12 protein-coding genes are annotated in these 12,955 nt (G+C 68.1%); 2 read left to right on the forward strand and 10 right to left on the reverse strand.

Annotated elements, in window-relative coordinates; all coding sequences use genetic code 11:
• Positions 1 to 215: 215 nt before the first annotated feature.
• From TEP_RS05110 to TEP_RS05130, 5 genes are all read right to left on the reverse strand, one after another.
• Positions 216 to 620, reverse strand: coding sequence for a VOC family protein (locus TEP_RS05110; protein WP_132824504.1), 405 nt, complete (start codon positions 618 to 620; stop codon positions 216 to 218).
• On the reverse strand, positions 617 to 1,687 hold the full coding sequence (locus tag TEP_RS05115; RefSeq protein ID WP_132824505.1) for a serine hydrolase domain-containing protein: 1,071 nt from the start codon (positions 1,685 to 1,687) through the stop codon (positions 617 to 619). Before TEP_RS05115 ends, TEP_RS05110 begins: the two co-directional genes overlap by 4 nt.
• A gap of 16 nt (positions 1,688 to 1,703) precedes the next feature.
• Complete coding sequence (locus TEP_RS05120) at positions 1,704 to 3,647, reverse strand: DUF885 family protein (protein WP_132824506.1); 1,944 nt, start codon at positions 3,645 to 3,647, stop codon at positions 1,704 to 1,706.
• A 96-nt stretch (positions 3,648 to 3,743) separates the two neighbouring features.
• On the reverse strand, positions 3,744 to 4,529 hold the full coding sequence (locus TEP_RS05125; RefSeq protein ID WP_025879090.1) for a queuosine precursor transporter: 786 nt from the start codon (positions 4,527 to 4,529) through the stop codon (positions 3,744 to 3,746).
• Positions 4,526 to 5,209, reverse strand: coding sequence for a DUF502 domain-containing protein (locus tag TEP_RS05130; RefSeq protein WP_132824507.1), 684 nt, complete (start codon positions 5,207 to 5,209; stop codon positions 4,526 to 4,528). The genes TEP_RS05125 and TEP_RS05130 overlap by 4 nt, the downstream gene beginning before the upstream one ends.
• A gap of 84 nt (positions 5,210 to 5,293) precedes the next feature.
• Here TEP_RS05130 and TEP_RS05135 point away from each other — a divergent pair, with 84 nt between their 5' ends.
• Positions 5,294 to 6,565, forward strand: a complete 1,272-nt coding sequence (locus tag TEP_RS05135) for a hypothetical protein (protein ID WP_240790632.1) — start codon at positions 5,294 to 5,296, stop codon at positions 6,563 to 6,565.
• Between the two features lie 7 nt (positions 6,566 to 6,572).
• Here the strand turns inward: TEP_RS05135 and TEP_RS05140 are convergent, their stop codons facing one another.
• The 5 genes from TEP_RS05140 to trxA all read right to left on the reverse strand — a co-directional run bounded on the left by TEP_RS05140 (position 6,573) and on the right by trxA (position 12,185).
• Positions 6,573 to 7,292, reverse strand: a complete 720-nt coding sequence (locus TEP_RS05140) for a hypothetical protein (RefSeq protein WP_132824509.1) — start codon at positions 7,290 to 7,292, stop codon at positions 6,573 to 6,575.
• 53 nt (positions 7,293 to 7,345) lie between these two features.
• Positions 7,346 to 7,798, reverse strand: coding sequence for a DUF4442 domain-containing protein (locus tag TEP_RS05145; RefSeq protein WP_032975063.1), 453 nt, complete (start codon positions 7,796 to 7,798; stop codon positions 7,346 to 7,348).
• A 97-nt stretch (positions 7,799 to 7,895) separates the two neighbouring features.
• Positions 7,896 to 9,524, reverse strand: a complete 1,629-nt coding sequence (locus tag TEP_RS05150; RefSeq protein ID WP_132824510.1) for a CHASE2 domain-containing protein — start codon at positions 9,522 to 9,524, stop codon at positions 7,896 to 7,898.
• Positions 9,521 to 11,221 carry a FecR domain-containing protein gene (locus TEP_RS05155; RefSeq protein WP_132824511.1) on the reverse strand — a complete coding sequence of 567 codons (1,701 nt, stop codon included), beginning with the start codon at positions 11,219 to 11,221 and terminating at the stop codon, positions 9,521 to 9,523. The genes TEP_RS05150 and TEP_RS05155 overlap by 4 nt, the downstream gene beginning before the upstream one ends.
• A 106-nt stretch (positions 11,222 to 11,327) precedes the next feature.
• Positions 11,328 to 12,185, reverse strand: a complete 858-nt coding sequence (gene trxA / locus TEP_RS05160; protein ID WP_132824512.1) for a thioredoxin — start codon at positions 12,183 to 12,185, stop codon at positions 11,328 to 11,330.
• Between the two features lie 153 nt (positions 12,186 to 12,338).
• Here trxA and TEP_RS05165 point away from each other — a divergent pair, with 153 nt between their 5' ends.
• A complete protein-coding gene (locus TEP_RS05165) occupies positions 12,339 to 12,947 on the forward strand; it encodes a DUF998 domain-containing protein (protein ID WP_033831703.1) in 609 nt (202 codons plus the stop codon).
• Positions 12,948 to 12,955 lie beyond the last annotated feature (8 nt).

The following is a 12,955-nucleotide window of genomic DNA, read 5'->3' on the forward strand; positions in this document are numbered from 1 at the left end:
GCGGGGGACGCTGCAAGTACGTCCATGTAAGCTCGGTCGCCGCATCCATGCGGCTCACGCCCCCGCAACCGGACCCACCCCGCCTTCGACAGAGTCCTGCGATCTGTCGGAATGGCATGGCCTGCTGTTGGTAGGTGTCGACCTTGGTCGACACATGTGGAGGCGATGGGGTCAGATCCCTTTTCCCTCGGAAAAAGGATCTGACCCCGGGGGGCTCAATCGACTTCGTACAGCTCCAGCGGCAGGTCGTCGGGGTCGGCGAAGAAGGTGAAGCGGCGGCCGGTGTATTCGTCCACGCGGATCGGTTCGCATTTCACGCCGTGGCGGGCCAGGCGTTCGATGAAGGGCTCCAGCGCGGCTACCCGGAACGCGAGATGGCGCAGGCCCTGGGCTTCGGGGCGGCTGGGCCGTGCGGGGGGCGAGGGGAAGGAGAACAGCTCCAGCTGGCCGCCATCGGGCAGGGCCAGGTCCAGTTTCCACGAGTCGCGTGCCGCGCGGTGGTTCTCGGCCAGTATGCGCAGGCCCAGCACGCGCACGTAGAAGTCTTTCGAGCGGGCGTAGTCGCTGCAGATCAGTGCGGCATGGTGGATGCCCAGCAGGCCGGTGGTCGTGGTGGTCATTGCAGGGTGTCCAGCCAGCGCTGGGCGATCTTCTGCGCCAGCGGATAGGGTTCGGGGGCGTTGCGGTTGCTCAGCACGATGACTGTCAGGTGCTTGTCCGGGTAGCGCAGGATCACGTTGCGGAAGCCGATGCTCTCGCCGCTGTGCCAGTGCATGCGGCCGTTCAGGCGCCAGCCGAAGCCGTAGTGCGGCACGTCCGCTTCGGTGGTGGCGGTGGCCGGGCTGAACATGGCCTTGCGTGATGCGGCCGACAGCAGGCGGTCGTCGTACAGGGCTGCGTCCCAGCGGGCGAGGTCGTCCAGCGAGGAGTAGATGCCACCGTCGCCGAGCACAGCGCTGGTGGTGCTCTGGTCGGTGCGCTGCCAACGTCCGTCAACTTCGCTGTAGCCATAGGCACGCTGCGCGACCTGGTCGATCCCGTCCTGGTGGGCGACGGTGTGCGCCATGCCCAGCGGCTGGAAAATGCGCTGCTGCAGGAAGCTGGCAAAGTCGCTGCCGGCGGCACGGCCGACGATCAGCGCCAGCAGTGCGTAGCCGCTGTTGCTGTAGCGGTACTGGCTGCCGGCTGCGAAGGCGAGTCGATCTTCGCGGGCCAACAGCGCCAGCACGTCGGCGTCGTGCACCTGCCGGGTGTCGGCCGGGTCCATCAGGTCTTCGTAGTCCAGCAGGCCGCTGGTGTGCGACAGCAACTGGCGCAGGGTGATGCCGGCAGCGGCGGGCGGCAGCTCCGGCAGCCAGCGCCGCGCGGGCTGGTCCAGCGCCAGGCGACCGTCCTCGACCAGCAACAGCACCGCCGCAGCGGTGAACTGCTTGCTGACCGAGGCCAGGCGGAAGTTGCTGGCCGGCGTGACTGCGCTGCCATCTTCAACCACGGCCAGGCCGTAGCCGCGACGGAACACCGGCTGCCCGTCGTGCAGCACCAGCACCGCCGCGCCCGGCACCTGGCTGTCGTAGGCCTGCATCAGTCCATCGATGCCCGCATCCGGCGGTGCCAGCGGTGCCGCTGCCAACGCTATCGACGGCAGCAGAGCGAGAACCGTGGCACACAGCAGGGCGGCAGGGCGCATGGCAGCTCCGTGGCGGTCAGGGCGCGGGCGCAGGCGTTGCAGCGGCCGGCTGCGCCAGCCAGCGTTCGATCTTGTGGTCCAGTACATCCAGCGGCATCGAACCGTCCTTCAGCACTTCGGCATGGAAGCGGCGCAGGTCGAACGCAGCGCCCTGGCGTGCCTTGGCCTTGTCGCGCAGGGCGATGATCGTGGTCAGGCCGGCGACGTTGGACAGCGCCTGGCCAGGCTGGGCCATGATCCGTTCCACTTCCGCGTTGGCATCGTCAGCGCTCATGTCCACGGTTTTCTGCAGATAGGTCACAGCCTGCTGCTTGCTCCAGCCCTGCGCATGCACGCCGGTATCGGCGACTACGCGCGCGGCGCGCAGCAGGCGCGAATACAGATAACCAATGCGGTCGTACGGATCGGTGTACACCCCGAGCTCGTCGCCCAGGGTTTCCGCATACAGGCCCCAGCCTTCGACGAAGGCGAGGTCACCGCCGAGGCGGCGGAAGCGCGGCAGCTTGGTCAATTCCTGTTGCAGGCCCAGCTGCACATGGTGCCCGGGAATGGCTTCATGCAGGTACTGCACCGGCACGTTCCAGCGCTTGCGGCTGGGCAGGTCGCGGGTGTTGACGAACAGCACGCCGGGTTGTCCCGGCGGCGACGGCTGGTAGGAGGCTGCGGCGGCGGTCATGGCACGCTCCGGTTCCACTGCACGGATCTGCAGCGGCGCCTTCGGCAGGGTGTCCAGTACCTGCGGCAGGCGTGCATCGACCTGCTGCTGCACCTGCCGGTAACGGTTGAGCAGCGCGTTGGCATCGCTGTACTGGAACTGGCGGTCGTTGCGCATGCTGCGCAGCAGCTTGGCCTGCGAACTGCGCAGCTTGCCGTCGCGCATCACCGTGGTGATCTGCGCCTGCAGCTCCTGCACACGCTGCTCGCCCAGCGCATGCAGCTGCGCGGCGGTCTGCTGGCTGGCGGTGGTCTGCACGATCAGGTTGGCGTACCAGGCCTGGCCGTTGGGAAGTGCGCCAAGGCCGCTGCTGCTGCGCGTGGCAGGCAGGTATTCGGTGGCGATGAAGCCGCGCAGGGCGCGGTAGGCCGGCATGATGCGCAGTTCGATCATGCGCTTGTACTCGGCGCTGATGCGCGCCTTGTCTTCGGCGGAGATGGACTCGGGCATGGTCCGGATCGGCGACCAGAAGATGCTCTCTTCAGCGCTCGGCTTGATCACCGCGTCCAGCTGCGGCAGTACCTTTTCCATCAGGTCGCGCGGCTGCACCACACCGGCCTTCATGCCCTGGCGCATGTTGTCGATGGCCTGCTCGAACAGGTCGGGGATGCCCAGCGAGCGTCGCGACCAGGTGTCGTAGTCCTTGGCCGTGTTGAACGGCTGTGCGCCAGCACCGGCGCCGAGGATGGCCATGATGCTGCCGACGTTGTAGTACTGGCTGATCGGCATCATCCAGCTCGGATAACGCTCGGCGGCCAGCGATGCGCGGGCATCACGCACGAAGATCTCGTAGCTGAGCAGGTCCTGCCCCTGCAGGCCGTCGCTGCCGATCTTCTCGACCTTGCCCAGCCATTCGGTGGTGAAGTCGTGCGATTGCTGGCGCCAGGCGGCGGAAAGGATGTTGGGCAGCTGGTCGTTGTAGCGCGGCTCGCCCTGGAAGGTGGCCTGCAGCGGGTTCAACCGCATGGAGGCATCCCAGTATTCGTCGTACAGCCGCTCCAGCTGCACCTGCTTGGGCACCGCACGGGCAGGGGCGACCGGACGCGGCGCGGCGCGGCGCGCCGAACTGCCGCGGGCCGGCGTGGTGGCACGTGTGCCGGCGCGGGCCTTCGGCTTGGCCGCCTGGCGGGTCTGCGCGGCGGCGGGGCGGCTGCCCTTCTTCTTCGCTGCTTCGGCCGGCGGAACGGCGCTGAACAGGAACAACGCGGCGATGGCGGCGGCCAGGACGCGGGGGGAATACGGCATCAAGAAGCTTCCGTGGAACACAGACCGTGGAGCTTGCACGATCCGCGCGCGTACGGCCAGCGTGGGGGCGCAGTCAGCTTGCGCGCCGCTGGGGCTTCAGTCAGCCGCGGCCGCAGCGCGCAGGTCGGCGGCGCGGTGTTCGCCCAGATAGCGGGTGATTGCACGCCGCATCAGGTACAGCAACGGAATCAGGGCAATCGCAAAGCCCATCTTGTAGACGTAGTTGACGCTGCTCACTGCCAGGAACAGTGATGTCGGCCAGTGCTGCGGGCCGAGCACGAAGGCGATCCAGATCACCACGAAGCTGTCCACCAGCTGCGAGACCGCGGTGGAACCCGTAGCACGCAGCCATACATGGCGCTCGCCGGTTGCCTGGCGGATGCGGTGGAACACCGCCACGTCGATCAACTGGCCGAACAGGAACGCCACCAGCGAACCGGCGATGGTCCACATGCCCTGTCCGAACACCGCCGCGAACGCGGCTTGGTAATCGGGCACGCCGTGGGCATCCATCGAGGTCACCCACCAGCTGGCCGGTGCCAGCGAGATCGCCGCGAATGCGAACAGGAAACCGTAGGCGATCAGCACCACCGCCAGCCACGAGATGAAACGCACCCCGCGCTTGCCGAAGAATTCGTTGATGGTGTCGGTCATGATGAACACCACCGGCCACAGCAGCGTGCCGGCGGTGAAGCTCAACGAGCCGGTCTGGCCGAACAGGTTCCAGTTCAGCGGGTCGATGCCGAGGGTGTCTTCCAGGGCAAAGATCTTCACCCCGATCAGTTCGGCCAGCACCGCGTTGCCGCAGAAGAACGCAGCCAGCACGATGAACAGCAGGACCGCGCGGTCCTGCAGCGGGCGCGCGTGCGACGCCTCGCTCATCCGGAACGATCGCCGGCGCGGGTGAACGGAACGCTGGCTGGTGCCACTGCACCGCCGGAAATGATGAAGCTCATTGCCTGGTCCACCGTCCAGTCGGTCGGGGTGAGCAGTTCGACAGGCACGATCTCCAGATAGCCCGAGGTCGGGTTCGGCGTGGTCGGCACATAGACGGCCGCCAGTTCGCGGTCGGTGCCCTGTTCCTTGATGACCCGGGTGACCAGGCCCACCGACTTCATATCGCGGTGCGGGAAGTCGATCAGCACCACGCGCTGGGTACTGCCCGGCTCGGTCTGCAGCATGTCCAGCAGCTTCTTGGCGCTGTCATAGATGATGCTGGCCAGCGGAATCCGCTTGATGACCGCGCCGACCCAGCGCAGCAGGCGCTGGCCGACCACGCGGCGGCTGGCCACGCCCACCGCCAGGATCACCAGCAGGGTGGCCAGCAGGGCAATGGTGTTCTGGATCCATTCGGCGCGGACCCAGCCGAGGTAATGCGGGAAGCTGGTCGCGATCTGTTCGGACAGCGGCACCACCAGCGGGCTGGAGATGCCCGACAGCAGCACGAACACGAATTTGACCACCACCCAGGTCAGCCAGATCGGCAACAGGGTCAGCAGGCCGGTCAGGAACAGGCGCTGCAGGGAGGGACGGGGAACCAGGGCGGGGGCATCGAGCGACATGCGCGCATTGTAGCGGTCGCGGCCGCTCGTTTACGCTGCCCGTTGGCGGCGCTGGCCATGCGGGGAAGGGATGCTGTGTTGAGGATGCTGCGGTGGTTGGGCTGGGCAATGCTGGGTCTGCTGTTGATCACCACCGCGGCATGGCTGCTGTCGAGGTTCTGGCCGTTGTCGGCCGCCCAGCAGGAGGATGTCCGCCTGCTTGAAGCCGCGCATCGCAGCGAGGGCAGGAACGGCTTCGCTTTGCTGTGGACGCTGCCCTTCGATGGGCTGGACCTGGCCCAGCGTGAGGCGGCATTGGCCGAAGATCTGCAACGCTGGCGGACGACGCCCACGCAGGCGTCGCATGCGTCGGTGCTGGCCGCCAGGCACGCACCGTTGAATCTGGATGGGGCAGGTCGTTGTGCAGTCGGGCCGGTCGGCTGCCTGGCCCAGGTACGCGCTGAGCCGCAGCGCTTCGCTGACGCCCACGCGGGGCATGCCGGCCTGCACGAGCGACTGGCCCGGATGGCCGACTACGATCGCTTTGATTCCCCGTTCCGGCCCAGCGGAAACGAGCCGATGCCTCTGCCGGCCTATGTGCCGCTGCTGGATGGGGCAAGTGCACAGGCATTGGCCTATCTGCAGGGCGATGTTGCCGGTGCCATCGAGGGCAGCTGCAGCGCGGTGCGGTTTGGCCGGCGGATGATGCGGACCGGCAGCACGCTGGTGGACAGCATGATGGGCGCCGCCGTGGTGCGGACCCATGCCGCGCTGCTTGGCGACATGCTGGTCGAGCAATCGCCGGATTACGCGCTGCCCGCCGCCTGCGAGTCGGCGCTGCAGCCACTGGACGTCGACGAACAGAGCCTGTGCCAGGCGATGCAGGGCGAATTCGCGATGAACAAGGCGGCCATCGAGGCGTCCACGCAGACAGCAGGCAGCCGCCTGCTGCTGGATCGCGAGCACACCCTGGCCCGGATCGCCGGCAGTTTTGGCTGGGCATGCCGGCCCGCTGCAGCCAAGGCACTGACGGCCGACGTCCCGCTCCTTGTTCCGGCGCCACCGCAATGGGATGTGGGCTGCGTGGCCAATCCGCTGGGATGCACATTGAGCGCCATCGCCGGGCCGCACCATGCGCCGTACGCGGCGCGCAGCCAGGATACGGCGGCGATGATCCGCCTGCTCGGCGCGCAGCGCTGGCTGCGGCAGCAGCCCGGGCCCGCTGACGAGGCGCTGGCGCGGTTGCCGGCGCAATGGCGTTCGGACGCCCGCACGCCCGAGGTGTCTGCCGATGGCCGCTACCTGCAGGTGCTGCGGCGCGGACCTGCGCGCGAAGGCGAAGGCCCGTATCTGTCGATGCCGTTGCGGGCGGATTGACCCGCGCTCAGCCGCCGTCGCCGAGCGGATTGAACGCCCAGCCATCACCGACGCTGTCCAGCGTCCAGTGCTTGCGGTCACGCAGGGTCTGCCAGCGCACCTGTTCCTTGTCGTCCTTCATGCTGCCTTCGGTCAGCTTCACCTTGCCGGTGGAGTAGTTCACGCTGAGGCCCTCGGTCTGCCCGGAATTGCGCATCATCGTGTCGCGGTCGTAGCCGATCAGCGCGAAATCGCCTTCCTGCCAGCGGAACGTGAACGTGGTGGTGCCCATCGACCAGCTGCCCGCGCTGGAGAACGAGTACAACCCAACCCGCAGTGCGCCGCGCTGGATCGACACGCCGGTGCCTTCGGCCAGCGCATCGCTGAGCACGGGCGAGTCCGGCCGTGGAATGAGCGTGTGGTTCTGCGCGGCCAGCACGTAACCGGACGGTCGCGCGAAGGCGATGGCGAGGATGCGCGGGTTGCTGTCATACGGCGAAGGGCCAAAGCCATCGTGCTCGATGATGTTGCGCGGGTCCTGCTGGCGCAGCACCAGCGCGAGGTCTGCGCGCCCGTCCTGGTCGAGGTCGCCTTCGATCCTGTATTCCAGCGTCCAGCCGGCAGGTACGAATCCCTCGGCCGTGGCGGCCTGCGCGGGCACGGCGGGATAGCGTACCGGCGGTACGTCCAGTGCAGTGGCGGCGAAGGGCAGGGCGGTCAGTGCCGCAGCAAGGAACAAAAGGCGCATTGCAGCCTCCATGGCAGGGCTGCAGAGGATAGCCGGGCGTCAGCCGGCCCGCTTTACCGTGCGTGTGGCTTCAGGCGCACATAGACTTGCTTGCGTACCTGCGCGACCACCTCGCCGGCTTCGTCGACCACATCATTGCTGAACCAGCGCAGCACTTTTTCGCCACCGGCCGCCGCCGTGCGCAGTTCATCCAGCAGAGCGTCGTCGATGCGGAAAGACGTGCGCACCGTGCCGCGACCGGGCTTGAGGAAATCGATCGCACCGGCGCGATCCCAGACGTAATAGTCACGGCCCAGGGTGTGCATCAGGCCCAGCATCCAGAACGGATCGGTCATCGCAAACAGGCTGCCACCGAAGTGGGTGCCGACGTAGTTGCGGTTCCAGGGGCGCAGGCGCAGTTCCACGTCGATCTGCCGGTAGTCCGGGGTGATCCGGGTGACATGGATGCCGGTGAACAGGAACGGTGGCCACAGGTTGATGCCGAAGCGGAACGTGCTGGCTTTCATGCGGGAACCGGCAGGGGACGGGGTTCACAGTCTAACCATTCGCATGCGTATGTTGTAGCCCGCAGCGGTTCCGCCGAGCCTGCCGGGCGCTACGGTGCTAGGGGCCGCCGTCGATCACATAGCCGTCGCGGCCATTGTCCTTGGCCCGATACAGCGCGTTGTCGGCGCCTTCGACGAAATGATGCGGTTGCAGGTCGCCGTCAGGCACACGGGTGTAGACGCCGATGGTCAGGGTGACACCTGTGTCGCTGGTGCCATCGCCGGGTGGCGGCAGGGCGCGGATGCAGGAGATCAGGTCTTCGATCACCTGCCGCGCGCCTTCAACCGGGGTGTCGGGCAGCACCAGTGCGAATTCGTCGCCGCCGTAACGGGCAGCCATGTCACGGGGGCGCCGGGCATGCGCCTGGATCAGGCGGGCCACTTCGCACAGCACGCGATCGCCGACCTGGTGGCCATGACGATCGTTGTGGTGCTTGAAGTGGTCGACGTCGATCAGGGCCAGGGTCAGTGGCTTGCCACTGCGGCGTGCCGCATCGCATTCCTGTTGCAGCGACTGTTCGAAGCGCAGGCGGTTGCCCAGTCCGGTCAGCGCATCACGGTTGGCCTGGCGGTGCCAGGAGGCGATGCGCCAGGTCGCCCACGCCGTCAGCACCAGCACGACGCCGAGCAGGGCGCTGGCCGGTGCCCACCAGAGGCTGCCGGTGCGCAGCAGCAGCCAGCTCAGCAGCGGCGCAGCCGGCAGCGAGCACAGCGCAATCACCCAGGGCAGGCGCAGCCCGAGCAGCAGCACGCACATGGCCACCAGCAGGCCGCCCAAGGCGTCCTGCCAGGCGCGGGGCAACACGTTGATCTGCTTGTCCTGCAACAGCATCGAGGCGATGTTGGCCTGGTACTCGCTGGCGCTCATCCAGTATTCGCGGGTGGTGGGTGTCAACAGGCGGAGGGCGATGCCGCTGGCCGTCATGCCCACCACGATGCGCCTGCCACGCAGCATCGAGGCATCCACGCGCCCTTCCAGTACATCGGCGTAGGACACCTGCGGCAGGCGTTCCGGTGGCCCGGCATAACGCAGGCGCACGTAATCATTGCGGCGCCATTGATAAGGCGATTCCAGCGCCGGGTCGGGGTCGGGCAGGCCCTGTGCGCGTTGCGTCGGCAGGCCGGTCAACGCCAGGCCGAGTGCCGGCCAGTGCGCCTGGCCGATGCCGGCGTGCAGGTAGACCCCGCGGGCGACGCCATCTCCGTCGACTTCAACGTCGCTGTGGCCCATGGCGGCAGCGCTGGCGGCAATCAGCGGGATCGGCAGCATCTCCTCGGCCATGCGGTCGCCGGCGGCCGGCGCGGCCAGCACCGGCAGCACCACACGGCCGTTGCGACGGATCGCCGCTGCCAGCTCGGCATCCTGGCGCGCATCGCGACGGTCGGGCTCGGACAGCATGAGGTCCAGTGCGACGCGCTCGGCACCGGCGTCGGTCAAGCGGTCCAGCAGGCGGGCATGCATCGAGCGCGGCCACGGCCACTGCCCCAGCCGCTGCAGGCTGCCTTCGTCGATGGCTACGATCAGCACGCTGGGGTCGGGGCGGTAATCCCAGCTGCCAACCATCAGGTCGTACGCGCTTTCGTCCTGCCGCCACAACCACTGGCCATGGCTGACCACCGCCGTTGCTACGCCTGCCAGAAGGGCCAGCAGGATCCGTCGCGACCATGGCAGCGGCGAGCGCCTCACAGCAACAGCCACAGCAGCAGGGCACCACCGCTGGCGCCGTAGCACAGGCGACACGGCAGCTTGACCTGCTGGGCGGGCGAGAACGGGCCAGCATGGCCGTCGTCATCGATGTACTGCACGCGGATGTGCAGCGTGCCGCGCCACGGGCGCTTGAAGCTGACCTGCGGTTGGTCGACGGTGGTATCGAGCAGCGGCGCGCTGAAGTCGCCGCGACGATCGACCTGCACCCGGTAGCGCTGCCCGTCGCTTCCCGCCTGCCAGCGCACCGTCAGCTCGCCATTGGCTGCTTCCGGCGGTTGCAGTGCCGGGTCCACGGGCTCATTGGTCAGTTGCAGCGTCATTGCCTGGCCATAGCGCCCCTGGTGGCCCTGGTCATCACGCGAGGCGATCCGCCAGTAGTACTGGCCGGGAGGCAGCGGCTGGGCCAGGCGCAGGTCGGTGCCGCCGGTGCTCTGCTCGCGCAGCGGCTGCAGGAACTGCGGCTCATCGGCCACCTGCAGCACGCTGCTGCTGGCACCGGGTGCCTGGCTCCAGTGGAAGCGGGGACGGTCGCTGTTGACCGCCTGTCCCTGCAGCGGGGAAATGGTCAGCGGCGGTGGAGGCTGGTCGTCGAGGACGAAATCCTCGCTGGCATCCAGGCCTTCCACACCCTGTGCATCCACCGCGCGCAGCAGCAGGCGAAGCGTTCCTGGCGGCAGCTCGCCGATCACCAGCCGGGTATCGGCGGTGTCGGCGGCAAACAGCAGGATCTCCGGGGTGGCGGCCTGCACGACTTCCACCCGGTAATGATCGGCACCGGTCACCGGCTCCCACGCGAGCTGTACCGGCAGGGCTCCCAGGCGGGTCGAATCGGCATGCAGGCGCGGCGCCGGCAGCAGGCCGGAAACCGCTTCGGGCGCCGTGCCGCTGCCAGCGCTGCGGCTGGCCTGGCCGGGGTGCACCAGACGCTGGCCATGCGGGTTGCCGACCTGCACCTTGCCCTCCAGTACCTCGGTGGCACCGGCATGGGCGTCATCGCCGGCACTGACCCGGAACACGGTGCCGCGCACGCTGCTGGTGGCCGTGGGGGCATCGATGATGTAGCGCGAGGCCGGCCCGCGCGCCGGGGTGACCCGGTTGCTGGCGCGCCCCTGCTGCAGGCGCAGGCGGGTATCGACCATGCCGGTGCGGCCATAGCGGCTGAGCTGGTCCAGGCGCAGGCGTGAGTATTCGCGCAGCTGCAGCCGCGACGCATCGGCGAACTCAAGGGTGATGCTGGAATCGGCCTTGGTCTGGATCGCGTCGCCGATGTGCAGAAGTTCGCCTGCGCGCACGGCGCGGCTGCTGCTGCCATCGGCCGCGTTCAGTTCAACCTGCCCACGCACGGCCAGTACCCGTGCCGGGGCGGGTTCAACGCGCAGCCAGCTGATCGGGAAGCGCAGCAGTTCACCCGGCGGCAGCCGATACGGGTTGTCGATGCGGTTGTGCTGCTGCAGCTGCTGCCAGCCGATGCTGGGCTTGAGGTAGGCCGCGCCGAGATCCCACAGGGTATCGCCGGGGCGGACCCGGTAGTTCCAGTCCTGCGCGCCGGCGATTGCCGGCAACAGGCAGAGGGCACACAGCAGTGCGCGCAGGAAATACATGATGAAAGACGACGAGCGGCCAACGGTCACGGATAGCTGTCCCGGCAAAGCGGGGGCGCAGCAGCAAGACCCCATGGCCCCGACCTCATCCCCCCGAACGGATCGTGGCGGCCCCAAGGCCACCATCGCGGGCATTATTGCCCGCGTTCAGTGCAGGGATTCTGAACGATGCCGGTGCCGTTCAGAACAGCAGGGAGGCCATCCGGCGCCGCGAACGGCCGACCAGGTCTTCATCGGCGATGACGTTGAACGCATCGATCAGGGCCTTGCGCGGCAGTCCTTCCTGGAAACCGCGGTCGATCCGCAGCATCTCCAGGAACTGTTCCAGCGCAGCTTCGTCCTCGCTGGCCAGCAGCAGCTGCACACCCCGCAGGTGGCGTGCCTGCAGATCCTTGCCGTCGGCGGCGATGCGCGCATCCAGCTCCTCGGCGGGCGGGGCATCCTTCAGCGCGGCGGCGAAGGAGAGCCGGGCGCGACCACGCACGGCGCGGTCGTCGGTGGCCAGATTGGCGGGCAGGGCATCGATCAGGGTGCCCGCCTCGTCCACGCCGCCGACCTGCAGCAGGGCCAGGGCCAGGTCGAGCTTCAGCTCATCCTTGTCCGGCTCGGCGGCGATCTGCGCGCGCAGCACGTCCACCTGTGCCTGCGGGTCCAGCGGCGCTTCGTCTTCGGCAATGGTGTCGCCGATATCGGCCGGCACCACGCCGTGCTGGGCCAGGAATTCACGCAGCTGGCCTTCCGGCAGGGCGCCGGGGAAGCCGTCCACCAGCTGCCCACCCTTGACCAGGAACACGGTGGGCACCGAACGGATCTGGAAGGCCGCCGCGATCTGCTGTTCCTTGTCCACGTCGACCTTGGCCAGCTCGAACGCGCCGTTGTATTCGCCGGCCAGCTTTTCCAGCATCGGGCCGAGGGTCTTGCACGGTTCGCACCAGGTCGCCCAGAAATCCACCAGGACCGGCGTCTGCAGCGACTTCTGCAGCACTTCCGCCTCGAAGGTGGCAGTGGTGGCATCGAATACGTAGGTCGTCTCGGTCATGGGGCATCGTTCGGCATCTGGAGACCGATTCTATGGTGACGAACCTTGCCGGTCTCAACCCTGCGGTCACGCCCCCCATGAAATCGCGGACGGCTTGGCGCAGGTGCCGGCTGCCGTGACAATGGCCTGATGTTCTCCTGAAGAGTGGCTGCAATGTCCGTGGTTCGGCTGGATCGTTGGGTAGGCATGCTCGCTGCAGCTCTGTTCGTGCTGTCGGTGGCCGGCTTCGGTGCGGCCCTGCCGGACTATTCGCAGGCGATGCATCCGGTGACCTGGCTGGGTGCGCACGGCATCCCCCATGCGCTGGGCTTCAACCTGCTGGGCCTGGTGCTGCCGGGTGCACTGGCGGTGGTCGTGGCCGAGCGCCTGCGCCGGCAGCTGCCGGTGGACGCCGCCTGGACGGCACGCGTGGGCAGCCAGATGCTGCTGCTGGCCGGTCTCGCCTTCATCGCGATGGGCCTGCTGCCGCTGGATTTCGAAGACCAGATGGGCATGCAGGGCCCTGCCAGCAAGCTGCACGCCAGCGTGTGGATGGTCTGGGCACTGGCCTTTGTCGCCGGCAGCGTGATGCTGGGCGCGGCGCGGCTGCGGCATTCCGGCGGGCGCAGGCTGGGCCTGCTGACGCTGGCCTGCGGAATCGGTGCCGGTCTGCTGGCGTTCGGTCTGCCGGGGGTACTGCCGGCGGCGCTGGCGCAGCGGTTGGCCTTTGCCTGCTGGGCGCTGTGGCTGGCCCTGGCCCTGCCTCTGTCGCGCGGGCGCTGAGACGCTTC

Source organism: Stenotrophomonas sp. TEPEL, from assembly GCF_004348785.1.
Lineage (GTDB): Bacteria > Pseudomonadota > Gammaproteobacteria > Xanthomonadales > Xanthomonadaceae > Stenotrophomonas > Stenotrophomonas indicatrix.

Excerpts from the sequence above, each read along its gene's own strand:
- TEP_RS05110 (WP_132824504.1), bottom strand. The coding sequence starts at position 620 with ATGACCACCACGACCACCGGCCTGCTGGGCATCCACCATGCCGCACTG.
- TEP_RS05115 (WP_132824505.1), bottom strand. The coding sequence starts at position 1,687 with ATGCGCCCTGCCGCCCTGCTGTGTGCCACGGTTCTCGCTCTGCTGCCG.
- TEP_RS05120 (WP_132824506.1), bottom strand. The coding sequence starts at position 3,647 with ATGCCGTATTCCCCCCGCGTCCTGGCCGCCGCCATCGCCGCGTTGTTC.
- TEP_RS05125 (WP_025879090.1), bottom strand. The coding sequence starts at position 4,529 with ATGAGCGAGGCGTCGCACGCGCGCCCGCTGCAGGACCGCGCGGTCCTG.
- TEP_RS05130 (WP_132824507.1), bottom strand. The coding sequence starts at position 5,209 with ATGTCGCTCGATGCCCCCGCCCTGGTTCCCCGTCCCTCCCTGCAGCGC.
- TEP_RS05135 (WP_240790632.1), top strand. The coding sequence starts at position 5,294 with ATGCTGCGGTGGTTGGGCTGGGCAATGCTGGGTCTGCTGTTGATCACC.
- TEP_RS05140 (WP_132824509.1), bottom strand. The coding sequence starts at position 7,292 with ATGCGCCTTTTGTTCCTTGCTGCGGCACTGACCGCCCTGCCCTTCGCC.
- TEP_RS05145 (WP_032975063.1), bottom strand. The coding sequence starts at position 7,798 with ATGAAAGCCAGCACGTTCCGCTTCGGCATCAACCTGTGGCCACCGTTC.
- TEP_RS05155 (WP_132824511.1), bottom strand. The coding sequence starts at position 11,221 with ATGGGGTCTTGCTGCTGCGCCCCCGCTTTGCCGGGACAGCTATCCGTG.
- trxA (WP_132824512.1), bottom strand. The coding sequence starts at position 12,185 with ATGACCGAGACGACCTACGTATTCGATGCCACCACTGCCACCTTCGAG.
- TEP_RS05165 (WP_033831703.1), top strand. The coding sequence starts at position 12,339 with ATGTCCGTGGTTCGGCTGGATCGTTGGGTAGGCATGCTCGCTGCAGCT.